This window comes from Rhodococcus sp. PAE-6, from assembly GCF_025290685.1.
GTDB classification, from domain to species: Bacteria; Actinomycetota; Actinomycetes; order Mycobacteriales; family Mycobacteriaceae; genus Rhodococcus; species Rhodococcus pyridinivorans.
Genome location: NZ_JAOCLZ010000010.1, coordinates 91,642 through 105,471, shown reverse-complemented (window position 1 = coordinate 105,471; position 13,830 = coordinate 91,642). Strand labels below are relative to the sequence as shown.

The following is a 13,830-nucleotide window of genomic DNA, read 5'->3' as shown; positions in this document are numbered from 1 at the left end:
ACTGCCTCCGTAGATGTGACACTTGTGACCGTTGGGACGCGGGGAACGATATACGACGATTCCGTGCCGTCACAGTCCGCGTCCGGCGAGGTCGTCACAGTCCGCGTCCGGCGAGCACCGTACGGCACCGACGCACCCGCTCGCACCACCACTCGACTCGATCGGGATCGGCCCGCAGCGCGTCGAGCCGCTCGGGTTCGGGCTCGACCGCGACGACATCGAGCGCTCCGTCGGACATGTGCAGAGCCGGCGCGACGTCGGCTTCGACGAAGCCACCCGTGCCCAGCCCGCAGGCGTACGGGAGGTCGGGCAGGGCGGCTGCCGCCGCGAGACCGGTGGCGATCCCCACCGCGGAGTCGAGGGCGCTCGAGACGACCACCTCGACGCCGTGCCCGGCGAGTTCGTCGGCGAGCGCGACGAGGCGTCGGACCCCACCGAGCGGCGAGACCTTCACGACGGCCACGTCCGCTCCCCCGGCCCGCACGACCCGCAGGGGATCCTCGGCGCGGCGGATGCTCTCGTCCGCCGCGATGCGCACCCCGGGCAGTCGCCGGCGCACCTCGACGAGTTCGGGGACGGTCGCGCACGGCTGCTCGGCGTATTCGAGCGGACCGTCGGCGGTGAACGCCGTGAGGGCGCGGACGGCCTCGTCCACGCTCCAGCCGCCGTTCGCGTCGATCCGGACGTGGGGCACGTGTTCGCGCACGGCCCGGACGCGAGCGACATCCTGCGCGAGATCCTGGCCCGTTTCGGCGACCTTCACCTTCGCGGTGCGCGCGCCGGGGAACCGGGTGAGCACCTCGGGGACGCGCTCCGGGCCGATGGCGGGCACGGTCGCGTTGACCGCGATCCGGGAGCGGCGCGGAGCCGGATGGCCCTGCCAGGCGGCTTCGATCGCCGACTGCAACCAGTGCGCCGCCTCGTCGTCGCCGTATTCGGGGAACGGTCCGAACTCGCCCCACCCGGCGGGTCCGCGCAGCAGCAGCACCTCGCGTTCGGTGATGCCGCGGAACCGGACGCGCATGGGCAGCGAGACGACGACTGCCCCGTCGAGCAACTCGTCCGCGGACGGGAGGGGCAGCGCGGACGGGAGGGGCAGGGAGGTCACGGCTGGCCCGGCAGCAACTGGACCATCAGCGCCTCGCAGTCGGCGAGGAGGTTGCCGTCGACATCGCGCAGTTCGGCCTTGCAGAAGGCTTTGCGACCGTCCACGCGGTCCACCCAGCCGTCGACGACGAGTTCGGTCTCGATCGGAGTGATCCTGCGGTAGTCGACGTGGAGATAGGCGGTGCGGGCGATCGGGCGGCCGTTGGCGTGGATGACCATGCCGAACAGGTCGTCGAACAGCAGTGGCAGCGTGCCGCCGTGCGCGGCCCCGTTGCCTCCGAGGTGGTAGCGGCGGAAGACGCCGCGCTCACGGACACCGTCCGGTCCGTACTTCTCGATCGTCCACGGCAGCAGCAGCGCGCTGCCGCGTCCGGGCAGGTCGACGTTGAATCCGGCGGGCGAGCGGCCCTCCGGCACGGCGTGCTCGGCGAGCAGGCCGACGAGTGCCTCGGTCTGCTCGATCGCGCGGTCGACGACCTCGTCCGGCGGGTTCGTGGAGACCATCAGATCCTGCAGACGCCGGAAGGTCTCGACGAGGCGACCGTAGTTCGGCCCCGCCTTCACCGGTTCGTAGACCGGGAATCCGCCGTGGTGTTCGTAGTCGTCGCGGGGATCGGTCTGCTCGGTCATGGTTGTGCACGTTATCGGGCGGCAGCACACGTCGCCGAGATGTCCGGCCCTTTATGGTGACGAGGTGACCTTCGATCCAGAATTGTGGCGCCCGGTACCCGGGTTCGAGAACCTCACCGACATCACCTATCACCGACACGTCACGCAGGGCACGGTCCGCGTCGCGTTCGATCGTCCCGAGGTGCGCAACGCCTTCCGTCCGCACACCGTCGACGAGCTCTACCGCGTGCTCGATCATGCGCGGACCACCTCCGACGTGGGCGTCGTGCTGCTCACGGGCAACGGCCCGAGCCCGAAGGACGGCGGGTGGGCGTTCTGCTCCGGCGGCGACCAGCGGATCCGTGGCCGTAGCGGCTACCAGTACGCGAGCGGCGAGACCGCCGACACCGTCGACAAGGCCCGCGCGGGCCGGTTGCACATCCTCGAGGTCCAGCGGCTGATCCGGTTCATGCCGAAGGTCGTCATCGCTCTGGTCAACGGCTGGGCCGCCGGTGGCGGTCACAGCCTGCACGTCACGTGCGACCTGACGCTCGCCTCCCGCGAGCACGCCCGCTTCAAGCAGACCGATGCCGACGTGGGCAGCTTCGACGGGGGCTACGGCAGCGCCTACCTCGCCAAGATGGTCGGCCAGAAGTTCGCGCGGGAGATCTTCTTCCTCGGCGACACCTATACGGCCGAGGAGATGCACCACATGGGTGCGGTGAACAAGGTCGTCGACCACGACGAGCTCGAGAACGTCGCGCTGGAGTGGGCGCAGAAGATCAACGGCAAGTCGCCGCAGGCGCAGCGCATGCTCAAGTACGCCTTCAACCTGCAGGACGACGGCCTCGTCGGTCAGCAGTTGTTCGCGGGCGAGGCCACGCGTCTGGCCTACATGACCGACGAAGCGATCGAGGGTCGCGACGCTTTTCTCGAGAAGCGCGAGCCCGACTGGTCGCCCTACCCGCACTACTACTGATCCTGACGCGGCGAACCGGGCTTCGCCCCTGCTACAGCAGGTGCAAAGCCCGGTTCGCCGCGCAGGGAGGGGTCGTCGGACGGAAGGTCAGACGCAGTCGCGGCAGTAGGCCTGCTCGCCGTCGCCCGTCGCGCGACGGCTGTGGTGCTGGACGAGGAAGCAGCCCATGCAGGTGAACTCGTCCGACTGCTTCGGCAGGACCTGCACCGAGAGCTCCTCCGCCGACAGTGCCGAGAGGTCGGCGCCGGGCAGGTCGAGGGTCTCGAGGATCTCGCCCTCGTCGGTGTCGGCGGCCGCGGTGGGCTTGATGTCCAGCTCGTCCAGGGCAGTGCCACCGCCGCCCAGGATGTCGGTGGTGCGGGGAGCGTCGTAGTCGGTCGCCATGGCAGTTCTCCTCACTCGTTGTCGGCGGTGCCGCGCAGCCGCGGTAACGGCGGCGTCGGATCCGCTGTGGCAGGCCGGCGCTGTCATGGGCACCGTTGCCGTCAGTAATGTCCCATCGAAAGCTTCGTCAAACACATATGTTCAGTTACGTTCGAACCGTGTGCTCTCGGGCACACTGTGGGACATGACCGATCGCCAGAGTCCGCGAACCGCCCACACCCGCCCGGAAAGCGTCTCCGACGCCACTGTGAAAGCGACCGGCAAACTGTCCGAGGCCCTCGAGACCGTCGAGCAGGCGCGAGGCCATCTCTATGCCTTCCACCAGCTGATGGGCCGCGCCGATCTGCTCACCGGCGACGCCGAGGAGTTGTTCCGCGAGGCCGGGCACGACGAGATCGCCGAGCGGCTCGGCACCGAGATCATCGGACGCAACATCGCCGAGGGTCGCTGGACCTTCCAGCTCGTCGAGGAGTTCGACGACGGCTACTGGTCGGACTTCCGCACTTTCGAGAAGCAGGTGCGCGACGAACTCGTGGAGGGCCGGCGCCATCTGTTCGAGGCCGAGATGAAGGAATCGCGGCGCACGCACGGCCGCCGCCATCACGAGGCCTGCCCGGCCGAGGAACAGTGACCGTGGAGATCCTCAGCAGCCGCACCATCCTCCGTCCGCGCGACCCCGAGGCCGCCCTCGAGTTCTACGGTTCGACGCTGGGACTGGCGATCGCCCGCGAGTATCCCGGCGGAACCGTCTTCTTCGCGGGGCAGTCGCTCATCGAGATCGCCGCGCACGGCCGATCCGACGACAGCGACGAAATGTTCCACGGCGCCCTGTGGCTCCAGGTGCGCGACGTCTACGACGCCGAGGCCGAACTGGCGCTGAAGGGCGTGCGCATCGTCCGGGGTGCGAAGCAGGAGCCGTGGGGACTGCGCGAGCTGTGGATCGCGGATCCCGAGGGGATCCCGATCGTCCTGGTGCAGATCCCCGAGGACCATCCCTTGCGGCGCGACCTCCGTTGACGAACGGAGGTACCCGGGCACGGCCGGAGCCAGTCGCGCGGCGCCGGTGATCTTGCACACAAGCCGTGCGGTCTGCTCTGCACTCCGCTCATGGTCGGAGTCCGAAAGAACCGGTCGGGTGTGACGGCGAGACGCAGAATTCACATCCCCGTCGCTGTACATTCACCTGCCCGCTACCCCACAATCGACAGACGTGACCGCAGAGTTCGTCGTGCTCCTGGTGGTGGTCGTCACTGCCCTCGCTTTCGATTTCACCAACGGCTTCCACGACACCGGCAATGCCATGGCGACATCCATCGCCACCGGCGCCCTCAAACCCAAGACCGCGGTCACTTTGTCCGCGACTCTCAACCTCGTCGGCGCCTTCCTGTCCGTGGAAGTCGCTGCGACCGTCGCGAAGGGTGTCGTCGACCTCGACACCGTCGGCGGTACCGATCTGTTGCTCATCGTCTTCGCCGGTCTGGTCGGAGCGATCCTCTGGAACATCTCGACCTGGCTGTTCGGCCTGCCGTCCAGCTCGTCGCACGCTCTGTTCGGCGGTCTCGTCGGCGCTGCACTGGCGTCGATCGGTGTCCAGGGCGTCGTGTGGGACGGAGTCCTGGGCAAGGTCCTGATCCCCGCCGTGCTTGCGCCCGTCATCGCGGCGCTCGTGTCCACGGTGGGCATCTGGTCGATTCACCGCCTGACCCGATCCGTCTCCACCGAGCACCGCGACCGCGGCTTCCGGCTGGGACAGATCGGCACGGCGTCCCTGATGTCCCTCGCGCACGGCACCAACGACGCGCAGAAGACGATGGGCGTGATCTTCCTGGCCCTCGTCGCCCACGGCACCATCACCGCCGACACCGCGATGCCGTTCTGGGTGAAGGTCGCCTGTGCCGTCGCGATCGCACTCGGCACCTATCTCGGTGGCTGGCGTATCATCCGCACGCTGGGCAAGGGTCTCGTCGAGATCGCCCCGCCGCAGGGCCTGGCCGCCGAGTCGTCGTCGGCCGCCATCATCCTCACCTCGAGTCATTTCGGTCTGCCGCTGTCGACCACGCACGTCGCCACGGGGTCGATCCTCGGAACGGGTCTGGGCACCAAGGGCGCCGAGGTGCGCTGGTCGGTGGCGCGACGGATGGTCGTCGCGTGGGTCATCACCCTGCCGTGCGCCGCGGTCGTCGGAGCGATCTGTTGGGCGCTCGCCCACCTCATCGGAGGTATGCCCGGCGTGCTCGGCGTGTTCGCGATCCTGTGCGCCTTGGCCCTGTTCATGTGGCTGCGCTCGCGCCGGCAGCCCGTCGACGCCTCCAATGTCACCGCCGACTGGGACGACAAGCTGGCCCCGGCGCCGGGTGCCTCCGCAACGGTCAGCGGGGAAGGACGCTCGTGAACCTGTTGACGCACACCCTCGATTCCCTCTGGCAGGTCGTTCTCGTGGGCCTGCTGCTCGGCGCCGGCCTGCCCTCCCTGTTCGCCCTGGGGGTCCGCGCACTCGACACCGGTCGGGGCAGCGACGGCCTACCGACTCCCGTGGCGCGGACCGCTGCGGTGTTGTGCTTCGCCGTGGTCGCCTGCGCGATCCTGGCGGGAATCCTCCTGCTGGCGTCCGATTTCCTCGCCGGAACGTTCGGCATCGACATCTTCTGATCGGAGTGACGGGTGGCTCTCCCGCCGTTTCTCGCTTCCATCGTCGAGTGGCTCCGCGCCGGTTACCCCGAAGGGGTACCGGAACAGGACTACGTACCCCTGTTCGCACTGCTCGCGCGGCGCCTGTCCGACGAGGAGGTCGCCCAGGTCGCCGACACCTTGGTCGAGGACGGTGACCTCTCGATCAACCGCATCGACATCGCGGTCCTGGTCAGCAGGATCACCAACAACATGCCGTCGCCCGACGATGTGGACCGGGTCCGCCGCCAGCTCGAGGCAGGCGGATGGGACACGACACAATACGATCTGTGACCACGCTCGAGCTCCTGCCCGTCCCTGCCGGGTCCGCCGTCCGCTCCGTGCTGCCCACCCTGCAGCGCATGCTCGACGGTGACGGACCGGCGCTGCTCCCCGTCCCCGCCGGGGACGAGCGGGAGACGCTCCGACTCACCGCCGCACTGAGCCCCGGTGAACCCGTCGCGGACGGCGTGGGACTGGTGGTCGCGACCTCCGGCACGACCGGGACCCCGAAGGGTGCCATGTTGTCCGCGCAGGCGCTGCGCGCGAGCGGCGACGCCACCCACGCCCGACTGGGCGGGACGGGCTCGTGGCTCCTGGCCCTGCCCGCCCATCACATCGCGGGCATGCAGGTGCTGCTGCGCAGCCTGCTCTCCGGAACCGAACCCGTCGTCGTCGACGTGTCCGCCGGTTTCGATCCTGCGGATCTGCCGGCGGCGGTGGACGCCGTGCCGGGCCCCCGCCGGTACAGCTCGATGGTTCCCACGCAGCTGATCAAGGCCCTCGACCATCCCGACGCCACCGCGGCGCTCGCCCGCCTCGACGCGATCCTGCTCGGTGGGGCCGCGACTCCCGTGCCAATCCTCGACCGCGCCTGCGCGGCCGGCATCACCGTCGTGCGCACTTACGGCATGAGCGAGACCTGCGGCGGCTGCGTCTACGACGGCGTGCCGCTCGACGGCGTGTACGTGCGCGTCGACGGCGACTCGCGGGTGTGGCTCGGCGGCGCCACGCTCGCCTCGGGCTACCGGAACCTGCCCGACCATCCTGCCTTCGCCGAACCCGGCTGGTTCCGCACCGACGACGCGGGCATGCTCGACGACGGGGTCCTGCGCATCCTGGGACGGCTCGACGAGGCCATCTCGACCGGTGGGCTCACCGTGGTCCCCCAGGTGGTCGAGGCCGTGCTCGTCGAGCACCCGGCCGTCCGGGAGGTCGCGGTGGTGGGTCTGCCCGACGCCCGGCTCGGTCAGCGCGTCGCGGCGGTCGTCGTGCCCGTCCCCGGCGCGACGCCGACGCTCGCCGAACTCCGCGACCACGTCGAGGCCACGCTCGATCCCACTGCTGCGCCGCGTGAGCTGCAGGTCGTCGACACGCTGCCGCTGCGTGGACCGGGCAAGGTCGATCGCCGCGCCCTCGTCTCGCGCTTCTCCTGACGGGGTGCGCACGACGCGGCAGGCAGGCCCGGGTGCGAAGATCGATCCATGGCAACGGCTGGTCAATGGCTCGAAGGCGCTCGTCCGCGCACCCTCCCCAACGCGATCGCACCCGTCCTGGCGGGCACGGGCGCTGCGGCGTGGCTCGGTGAGGCCGTGTGGTGGAAGGCGCTGCTGGCACTGGTCGTCGCGCTCGGACTGATCATCGGCGTGAACTTCGCCAACGACTACTCCGACGGCATCCGCGGCACCGACGACGAGCGGGTCGGCCCGATGCGGCTCGTAGGTTCGGGGGCGGCGAGCCCCGGCGCTGTCAAGCGCGCGGCGTTCGTGTGCTTCGGCATCGCGGCCGTCGCGGGACTCGCTCTCGCCGTCACGACCGCCTGGTGGCTCGTGCTCGTCGGCGCGGTCTGCATCGCTGGGGCCTGGTACTACACCGGCGGAAAGAACCCGTACGGCTACAGCGGCTTCGGTGAGATCGGCGTCTTCGTGTTCTTCGGGCTGGTCGCGGTGCTCGGCACCCAGTTCGTTCAGGCCGGTCGCGTCGACTGGGTGGGTCTGGCCTGCGCGGTCGCCGTCGGCTCGATCTCGACGGCCGTCCTGGTGACGAACAATCTCCGCGACATCGCCACCGACGCGGAGACCGGCAAGCGGACCCTGGCGGTCAAGCTGGGCGACCCGAGGACCCGCACGCTCCACCTGGTGCTGGTCGTCGTGCCGTTCGTGATGTCGCTCGTGCTGGTCGCGGCGACGCCGTGGGCGCTCGCCGGCTTCCTCGCCGCACCGTTCGCGGTCCGCGCGCACAAACCGGTGCGGGCCGGCGCCCTCGGTCTCGCGCTGATCCCGGCGCTCAGCGATTCGGGTGTCGCGATGCTCGTGTGGGCGGTAGCCACCGCGCCCGCGCTGGCCTTCGGCTGACCATGACGCGGGCGCGGCGGACCGGGTCGCGGGCGGACGGGATCAGTCGCGGTCCGGGACGACCAGGCCGAGGACGAAGTTGACGATCGCGATGATCACGCCGCCCCACAGCGCCGCCCAGAAACCGTCGATCGTGAGGCCGTATTCGGTGAATCCGCTCAGCCACGCGGTGAGCATGAGCATCAGCGCGTTGACGACGAGCAGGAAGAGCCCGAGGGTGAGGATCACCAGCGGCAGCGACAGCAGCTTCACCAGCGGCTTCACGAGTGCGTTGACGACGGTGAAAATGGCGGCCAGCACGACGAGCGAGATGACCTTGCGGGTCGTGTCGGAGGTGCCTGCGGGATCGGTGAAGTCGATCCCGTCGACCAGCTCGACCGCGAGCCACAGACCGACCGCGTTGATGATCAACCGCAGTATCAGAGAAATCATGGTGCCACTGTGGCACACCGAACTCGGTCTCGTAACGGGCAAATCGGGCCCATTCGGGATCGCCCCTCCCCCTCAGGGGCCTCTCAGCGACGGACGGTAGCGTCGGCCGGCGTGCGTTCACGTCTTCTCCCCCTGCTTCTCGCTGTAGCCGGTCTGCTCCTCGTGGGCACGGGTTCGGTCTTCGCCTGGTTCGACCGCCCCCAGACGACGGTCGCGACCGTCGCGGAAGAGCCGAGTCCCTCTGCGGACGGCGTCGACGAGGCGCGGAGCAATCTGCAGCGGGCCGGACTGCCGCTGTCGGTGCTCGACGGCGGGGTCGGTCAGCTGACGGAGGGCAGCACCCAGCTCGACGACGGTGCCCACCAGCTCTCCGACGGTCTCCGGCAGGCCCGTGACGGCGGGGAGCAGCTCGCCGACGGTCTCGGACAACTCGACGGCGGTGTCGACATGCTCGGCGACGGTGCCCGCCAGGTGAGCGGTGGCGTCGACGAGGTGGTCGACCGGCTCTCCGGTTTCGGGGAGATGCAGGGCGACGTCACCGCGCAACTCGCAGCTGTCGCCGACACGCTCGGTGCGTCTGCAGATCCGGTCTCGCAGGGCGCGGCCGGCCGACTGCGCGGGCTCGTCGAGACCCTCGACACGCAGGGCCTCGGACCGGACACCCTCGCCCAGCTCGGGCAGTTGCGCGACGGCGCACGGCAGCTCGCCTACGAACTCACCGATCCGAACGCGCAGTTCGTTGCGGGCATGGCGCAGGCCGCCGACGGCTCGCGACAGCTCCGCGACGGCCTCGTTCTCCTCGACGACGGTGGCCGAGCCCTGACGGACGGCACCGGACAGCTGGTCGACGGTGTGGTGCCGGTGGCCGACGTCGTCGGTGGCATCGCCGACAACGTCCGGTCGGCCACCGAAGCGCTGCCGCGCACCGCGCCGGCCGCTACGGACACGCAGGCTGCGGAGGTCACGGCGACCTCGGATCGTCAGTGGTGGCCGTTCGCGACGATCGCGGTCGGCACGCTGCTGCTCGTCGCGGCGACGGTCGTCCCGCTCGTCGCCGGGCGTCCGCTCGCCGTCGCCCCCGCGCAGCCGACCCGGTAACCACCCGAAGGCTCGACGACCTCAGGCAGCGGCGTCGAGGTGGCCGCTCAGGCGCTGACGGAGCTGCGCGCGCGGCACGTGCGCTTCCACGAGGGCGCCGGTCGCCGGATCGTCGCTGCGCAGCAGTCCGAGCAGGATGTGTTCGGGACGGATGACCCGTTCGCGGCGTGCGATGGCCTCCCGCAGCGCGAGTTCGAGCGACTTCTTCGCCGCCCGGTCGAACGGGATGTGACCGAGCCGGTTCGCGACGCCCCGCCGATCGGCGCTCTTCCCGTCGAGCACCCCCTTGCCGAAGGCCGCTTCGAGACGGCTCCGGACCTCGTCGAGATCGATCCCGATCGCTTCGAGCGCCGCGGCGTCCTCGTCACCGAGCGGGGCGTCGGCGGTGCGGGCGGCCCGGTCGGAGCGGAGCCCGTCGACCGTGAGACCTTCCTCCGCGAGCAGGACCCGCAGCGGTTCGTCCGCAGCGACAGCGGCCCCGATGAGCAGGTGCGACGCCTCGATCCGGGGATCGCACACCCGGATCGCCTCCTGTTGCGCTGCGACAACGGCGGATCTGGCACCGTCGGCGAATCGTTCGAACATGTCGATCACCTGCGCTTCCGATTGTGCTTCTGATGGACCGCCTGGCGGCTGACACCGAGCTCGTCGGCGATGGCCTGCCAGGACCATCCTCGCTCACGGGCATTCGTGACCTGGACCTCCTCGAGCCGTTCCAGCAGCCGGCGCAGGGCACGCACGGCGCGCAGGCCCACTGCGGGATCGGAGCTCGCGGCGGCAGCGGCGAGGGTGGTGGCTTCACTCATGTTGTCAATATAGGTTGACACCGAGGGCGCGTCAACGACGATTGACAGAAACGGAATCTGCGCAGGTGGTGAAGGCTCTACCGGCACCAGCCGCCGGTGGTCGCGAACTTCTCCAGCACCGCGAGCGGCCCTGCGAGGTCCATCCCCTCGGCAGCGACCCACTCGTCGGAGAAATAAGTGTCGGCGTAGCGCTCACCGCCATCGCACAGCAACGTCACGACGCTGCCCTCACGGCCCTCCGCGAGCATCTCGGCGATCAGGCCGAAGGCTCCCCAGAGGTTCGTGCCGGTCGAGCCGCCCACCCGACGTCCGAGCACGGTGCTCGCGTGCCGCATGGCGGCGATGGACGCCGCGTCGGGCACCCGCACCATCCGGTCGACGACCTCGGGCACGAAGGACGGCTCGACGCGCGGACGTCCGATCCCCTCGATACGCGAGGGCATGCCGGTCGTGTAGTCGGCCGATCCCGTCTCGAACCCGCCGAAGAACGCCGAGTTCTCCGGGTCGACGACCGCCAGCCGTGTCCGGTGACGGCGATAGCGGATGTAGCGGCCGAGGGTCGCGCTCGTGCCGCCGGTTCCGGCGCCGACGACGATCCACTCCGGCACGGGATGACGCTCGAGACGCATCTGCGAGTAGATGCTCTCGGCGATGTTGTTGTTGCCCCGCCAGTCGGTGACCCGCTCGGCGTTCGTGAACTGGTCCATGAAGCAGCCCCCGAGCTCGTAGGCGAGCCGCTGAGCCTCGGTGTAGATCTCGGGCGGGCGGTCGATGTAGTGGCACCGGCCGCCCTGCGCCTCGATGAGCGCGACCTTCGCCGGTGAGGTGCGGCGCGGTACGACGGCGACGAAGTCGAGGCCGAGGAGTCGCGCGAAGTACGCCTCACTGACCGCGGTGGACCCGGACGACGCCTCGATGATCGGGGTCCCTTCACGGATCCAGCCGTTGCACAGGGCGTAGAGGAACAACGAGCGCGCGAGACGGTGCTTGAGGCTGCCCGTGATGTGCGTCGACTCGTCCTTCAAGTACAGGTCGATGCCCCAGTCCGCGGGGAGGGGGTAGCGGAGCAGGTGGGTGTCGGCGCTGCGCTGGGCGTCGGCCTCGATGAGTCGGACCGCGTTGTCGACCCAGTCCCGGGGTGCGCTGCGGTCGACGACCGCACCGGTCGCCGTCACCGCCCGTTCTCGCCGCGCATGCGCTTCTCGAGGTCCGCGCGTTCGGTGCGCCGACGCTCATCGACCGCGGCGATGCCCACGTTGACGCGACGCCGAAGCGACGCGAAGAGCACGAGCGAAACGGGCAGGGCGATGAGCACGGCGAACAGGGCCGCGACGAGGAGGGGGATTTCCACCCCGAATGCCCGAGGAACGTAGAGAATGAGCAGAGTGAGCACGACCACGAGGGCGAGTCGGGCCACCGAGTACAACGCGACGTCCCGGATCAGAGACCCGGCCCCCGCCTGACCGTCGGCGGCCGTGGCGCCCTCACCGTGAGGGTGTGGAGTGCGCTGGGAGGGGGTATCCGAGGGTTCGTTCCGGCGTTCGTCGTTCACCACTCCAGGTTAACCGGCCGCCCGGACGACGAGCTCCGCGTCGATTTCCGAAAGTCGGACATCCGTCCGTTTTGTCTATTACTTCCGCTTTACCAACCGTAGACCGTTCGAGCAACCAGGGGTATCGGTGCCACCATGGGCTTGGACATCCCGATCGAACAACTCGATCGCGTCGAACAACACGATCACGACAACCGGGAGGACATTCGCAATGAGCGCACCCACTTTCAACGGCGCGAAGGAATCCCTGCTGACCCCGGGCCAGGTGGCGGCACTGTTCCATGTGGATCCCAAGACCGTCACCCGGTGGGCCCACGCCGGCCGATTGGGCTCGCTGCGGACCCCCGGTGGCCATCGCCGCTTCCGTGAGTCCGAGGTCCTGGCGCTTCTCCGCTCCCTCACGACCGAAGCGACACGCTGATCCGAGACAGCAGAATCCGCACCTCCGGCGTGCACCTGCCGGATCCCGGCCGACCACCCGCGGAACCCACGTGCCGGACCGGGTTCCGCCCACCTAGAATGTGGACGAACCGGTCTGCGGTCGCCGCGGCCCGGAGGTGCACGGCGAGGGCACGTCCTCGTCCGGCACCACCACGGTCAGGAGGTGCAACGTGCTCTATCTGTTGGCACTCATCGGTGCGGTGACACTCGCCGTCCTGCTGTGGAAGGCGTACGGTCCCACATCTCGTCCGCCGTCCCGCGTGATGGGCCCGGACGACGATCCCGACTTCCTGTGGAAGGTCGATCGCGAGGTGCACCGCCGCCGGAGTGGCGACGGCACCGGCGAGTCCGATCAGGAGCGGGGCGACTGACCGTTCGCGTTACGCCGAGCGGTCTGTCACCGCGCGGCGAAACCGTCGGTGATATCCGCGGCGAGTCCGAGCAGGGCGCGCCGCGTACCCGACTGCAACCGGTCCAGGTCGATCTCCGCCCCTTCTTCGAGGTGGGGATCGAAGGGCAGGACGTGGACCGCGCGGCACCGCTGTTCGAAGTGTCGCACCACGAGGTCGAGGTCGACCTTGCCCGACCTCGGCCGCACCGCGTTGACGACGGCCACCGACCGCTCGACGAGTTCGCGATAGCCGTGCGCGTCGAGCCAGTCGAGCGTGGCCGACGCGCTGCGGGCGCCGTCCACCGAACCGGAACTGATGACGACCAGCGTGTCGGCGTTCTCGAGGATCGCGGTCATAGCGGAGTGCATGAGCCCGGTCCCGCAATCCGTGAGCACGATGCTGTAGAACCGCTCGAGAAGACCCAACGTCCGTTCGTAGTCGTCGGCGCTGAAGGCCTCCGAGACCGCCGGATCGGTGTCCGAGGCGAGCACCTCGAGACGATGCGTGTTCTGCGAGGTGTAGGCGCGCACGTCCGCATATGTCTCGAGCAGCGACTGATCGCGCAGCAGCGTGCGCACCGTGGCCGGCGTCTGTTCGGCCACCTTCTGACTCAACGTCCCGCGGTCCGGATTCGCATCGACCGCGACGATCCGATCGCCACGCAGCTCCGCGAAGGTCGAGCCGAGCGTGACCGTGGTGGTCGTCTTGCCCACCCCGCCCTTGAGACTCAGCAGGGCGATCCGATGGCAGCCGTGCAGCGGTGCACGCACCCGCTCGGCCGCTTCCTCCTTGCATTGTTGCCGGGAACTCTCCCCCACGTGCACGCGACCACCGGTCGCCCGGTAGACGACCCGCCGCCAGCCCTTCCGCGGCGGCGCGGCGACCGGACGTACAAGTAGCGACGAGTCCAGCGCCGTCGCGTCCAATGCGTGTCCGTCGAGCCCCGACGACCCGTTACCGGCCCCATTCACCGCGTTCTCCCCCCGTCGACTGTCACGGACGACGGCGC

At 69.5% G+C, this 13,830-nt stretch carries 20 protein-coding genes; 11 read left to right on the top strand and 9 right to left on the bottom strand.

Annotated elements, in window-relative coordinates; translation table 11 throughout:
* Window positions 1–94 precede the first annotated feature (94 nt).
* Window positions 95–1,099: an o-succinylbenzoate synthase gene (locus NVV99_RS19295; protein ID WP_080678583.1), complete on the bottom strand. Its 1,005-nt coding sequence runs from the start codon at window positions 1,097–1,099 to the stop codon at window positions 95–97.
* 5 nt (window positions 1,100–1,104) lie between these two features.
* A complete protein-coding gene (locus NVV99_RS19290; RefSeq protein WP_006552307.1) occupies window positions 1,105–1,737 on the bottom strand; it encodes a PaaI family thioesterase in 633 nt (210 codons plus the stop codon).
* A gap of 64 nt (window positions 1,738–1,801) precedes the next feature.
* Between NVV99_RS19290 and NVV99_RS19285 the strand changes: the two genes are divergently transcribed.
* Entirely contained in the window at window positions 1,802–2,695 is an 894-nt protein-coding gene (locus tag NVV99_RS19285) for a 1,4-dihydroxy-2-naphthoyl-CoA synthase (RefSeq protein WP_024101698.1), read from the top strand.
* A gap of 87 nt (window positions 2,696–2,782) precedes the next feature.
* Here the strand turns inward: NVV99_RS19285 and NVV99_RS19280 are convergent, their stop codons facing one another.
* Entirely contained in the window at window positions 2,783–3,079 is a 297-nt protein-coding gene (locus NVV99_RS19280) for a DUF4193 domain-containing protein (protein ID WP_024101699.1), read from the bottom strand.
* A 184-nt stretch (window positions 3,080–3,263) separates the two neighbouring features.
* Between NVV99_RS19280 and NVV99_RS19275 the strand changes: the two genes are divergently transcribed.
* From NVV99_RS19275 to NVV99_RS19245, 7 genes are all read left to right on the top strand, one after another.
* Complete coding sequence (locus NVV99_RS19275) at window positions 3,264–3,710, top strand: hypothetical protein (RefSeq protein ID WP_024101700.1); 447 nt, start codon at window positions 3,264–3,266, stop codon at window positions 3,708–3,710.
* 2 nt (window positions 3,711–3,712) lie between these two features.
* A complete protein-coding gene (locus tag NVV99_RS19270) occupies window positions 3,713–4,096 on the top strand; it encodes a VOC family protein (protein WP_024101701.1) in 384 nt (127 codons plus the stop codon).
* 193 nt (window positions 4,097–4,289) lie between these two features.
* Window positions 4,290–5,471 (top strand): inorganic phosphate transporter, encoded by a 1,182-nt coding sequence (locus NVV99_RS19265; RefSeq protein ID WP_024101702.1) that lies wholly within the window; start codon window positions 4,290–4,292, stop codon window positions 5,469–5,471.
* Window positions 5,468–5,728, top strand: a complete 261-nt coding sequence (locus NVV99_RS19260; RefSeq protein ID WP_024101703.1) for a hypothetical protein — start codon at window positions 5,468–5,470, stop codon at window positions 5,726–5,728. The genes NVV99_RS19265 and NVV99_RS19260 overlap by 4 nt, the downstream gene beginning before the upstream one ends.
* Window positions 5,729–5,740: 12 nt before the next feature.
* Window positions 5,741–6,040, top strand: a complete 300-nt coding sequence (locus tag NVV99_RS19255; RefSeq protein ID WP_024101704.1) for a DUF3349 domain-containing protein — start codon at window positions 5,741–5,743, stop codon at window positions 6,038–6,040.
* Window positions 6,037–7,182: an o-succinylbenzoate--CoA ligase gene (menE, locus tag NVV99_RS19250; protein ID WP_024101705.1), complete on the top strand. Its 1,146-nt coding sequence runs from the start codon at window positions 6,037–6,039 to the stop codon at window positions 7,180–7,182. The genes NVV99_RS19255 and menE overlap by 4 nt, the downstream gene beginning before the upstream one ends.
* Before the next feature lie 48 nt (window positions 7,183–7,230).
* Window positions 7,231–8,100 carry a 1,4-dihydroxy-2-naphthoate polyprenyltransferase gene (locus NVV99_RS19245; protein ID WP_006552316.1) on the top strand — a complete coding sequence of 290 codons (870 nt, stop codon included), beginning with the start codon at window positions 7,231–7,233 and terminating at the stop codon, window positions 8,098–8,100.
* 42 nt (window positions 8,101–8,142) lie between these two features.
* Here the strand turns inward: NVV99_RS19245 and NVV99_RS19240 are convergent, their stop codons facing one another.
* Window positions 8,143–8,532 carry a phage holin family protein gene (locus tag NVV99_RS19240; protein WP_033096110.1) on the bottom strand — a complete coding sequence of 130 codons (390 nt, stop codon included), beginning with the start codon at window positions 8,530–8,532 and terminating at the stop codon, window positions 8,143–8,145.
* A gap of 111 nt (window positions 8,533–8,643) precedes the next feature.
* Between NVV99_RS19240 and NVV99_RS19235 the strand changes: the two genes are divergently transcribed.
* Window positions 8,644–9,630 (top strand): membrane protein, encoded by a 987-nt coding sequence (locus NVV99_RS19235; RefSeq protein WP_024101707.1) that lies wholly within the window; start codon window positions 8,644–8,646, stop codon window positions 9,628–9,630.
* Between the two features lie 21 nt (window positions 9,631–9,651).
* On the opposite strand, the gene NVV99_RS19230 is transcribed toward NVV99_RS19235, so the two are convergent.
* The 4 genes from NVV99_RS19230 to NVV99_RS19215 all read right to left on the bottom strand — a co-directional run bounded on the left by NVV99_RS19230 (window position 9,652) and on the right by NVV99_RS19215 (window position 11,991).
* Window positions 9,652–10,215, bottom strand: coding sequence for a Clp protease N-terminal domain-containing protein (locus NVV99_RS19230; RefSeq protein WP_024101708.1), 564 nt, complete (start codon window positions 10,213–10,215; stop codon window positions 9,652–9,654).
* 5 nt (window positions 10,216–10,220) lie between these two features.
* On the bottom strand, window positions 10,221–10,436 hold the full coding sequence (locus NVV99_RS19225; RefSeq protein ID WP_006552320.1) for an HTH domain-containing protein: 216 nt from the start codon (window positions 10,434–10,436) through the stop codon (window positions 10,221–10,223).
* 77 nt (window positions 10,437–10,513) lie between these two features.
* On the bottom strand, window positions 10,514–11,611 hold the full coding sequence (locus NVV99_RS19220) for a PLP-dependent cysteine synthase family protein (RefSeq protein WP_024101709.1): 1,098 nt from the start codon (window positions 11,609–11,611) through the stop codon (window positions 10,514–10,516).
* A complete protein-coding gene (locus NVV99_RS19215) occupies window positions 11,608–11,991 on the bottom strand; it encodes a DUF4229 domain-containing protein (RefSeq protein WP_006552322.1) in 384 nt (127 codons plus the stop codon). Before NVV99_RS19215 ends, NVV99_RS19220 begins: the two co-directional genes overlap by 4 nt.
* Window positions 11,992–12,199: 208 nt before the next feature.
* Here NVV99_RS19215 and NVV99_RS19210 point away from each other — a divergent pair, with 208 nt between their 5' ends.
* Both NVV99_RS19210 and NVV99_RS19205 read left to right on the top strand, forming a co-directional pair.
* Window positions 12,200–12,409 (top strand): BldC family transcriptional regulator, encoded by a 210-nt coding sequence (locus NVV99_RS19210; protein ID WP_006552323.1) that lies wholly within the window; start codon window positions 12,200–12,202, stop codon window positions 12,407–12,409.
* 190 nt (window positions 12,410–12,599) lie between these two features.
* Window positions 12,600–12,800 carry a hypothetical protein gene (locus NVV99_RS19205; RefSeq protein ID WP_024101710.1) on the top strand — a complete coding sequence of 67 codons (201 nt, stop codon included), beginning with the start codon at window positions 12,600–12,602 and terminating at the stop codon, window positions 12,798–12,800.
* Between the two features lie 26 nt (window positions 12,801–12,826).
* Here NVV99_RS19205 and NVV99_RS19200 read toward each other — a convergent pair whose 3' ends face one another.
* Entirely contained in the window at window positions 12,827–13,792 is a 966-nt protein-coding gene (locus NVV99_RS19200) for a MinD/ParA family protein (RefSeq protein WP_041803430.1), read from the bottom strand.
* Between the last annotated feature and the right edge of the window lie 38 nt (window positions 13,793–13,830).

Excerpts from the sequence above, each read along its gene's own strand:
- NVV99_RS19210 (WP_006552323.1), top strand. The coding sequence starts at position 12,200 with ATGAGCGCACCCACTTTCAACGGCGCGAAGGAATCCCTGCTGACCCCG.
- NVV99_RS19275 (WP_024101700.1), top strand. The coding sequence starts at position 3,264 with ATGACCGATCGCCAGAGTCCGCGAACCGCCCACACCCGCCCGGAAAGC.
- NVV99_RS19245 (WP_006552316.1), top strand. The coding sequence starts at position 7,231 with ATGGCAACGGCTGGTCAATGGCTCGAAGGCGCTCGTCCGCGCACCCTC.
- NVV99_RS19280 (WP_024101699.1), bottom strand. The coding sequence starts at position 3,079 with ATGGCGACCGACTACGACGCTCCCCGCACCACCGACATCCTGGGCGGC.
- NVV99_RS19225 (WP_006552320.1), bottom strand. The coding sequence starts at position 10,436 with ATGAGTGAAGCCACCACCCTCGCCGCTGCCGCCGCGAGCTCCGATCCC.
- NVV99_RS19230 (WP_024101708.1), bottom strand. The coding sequence starts at position 10,215 with ATGTTCGAACGATTCGCCGACGGTGCCAGATCCGCCGTTGTCGCAGCG.
- NVV99_RS19240 (WP_033096110.1), bottom strand. The coding sequence starts at position 8,532 with ATGATTTCTCTGATACTGCGGTTGATCATCAACGCGGTCGGTCTGTGG.
- NVV99_RS19290 (WP_006552307.1), bottom strand. The coding sequence starts at position 1,737 with ATGACCGAGCAGACCGATCCCCGCGACGACTACGAACACCACGGCGGA.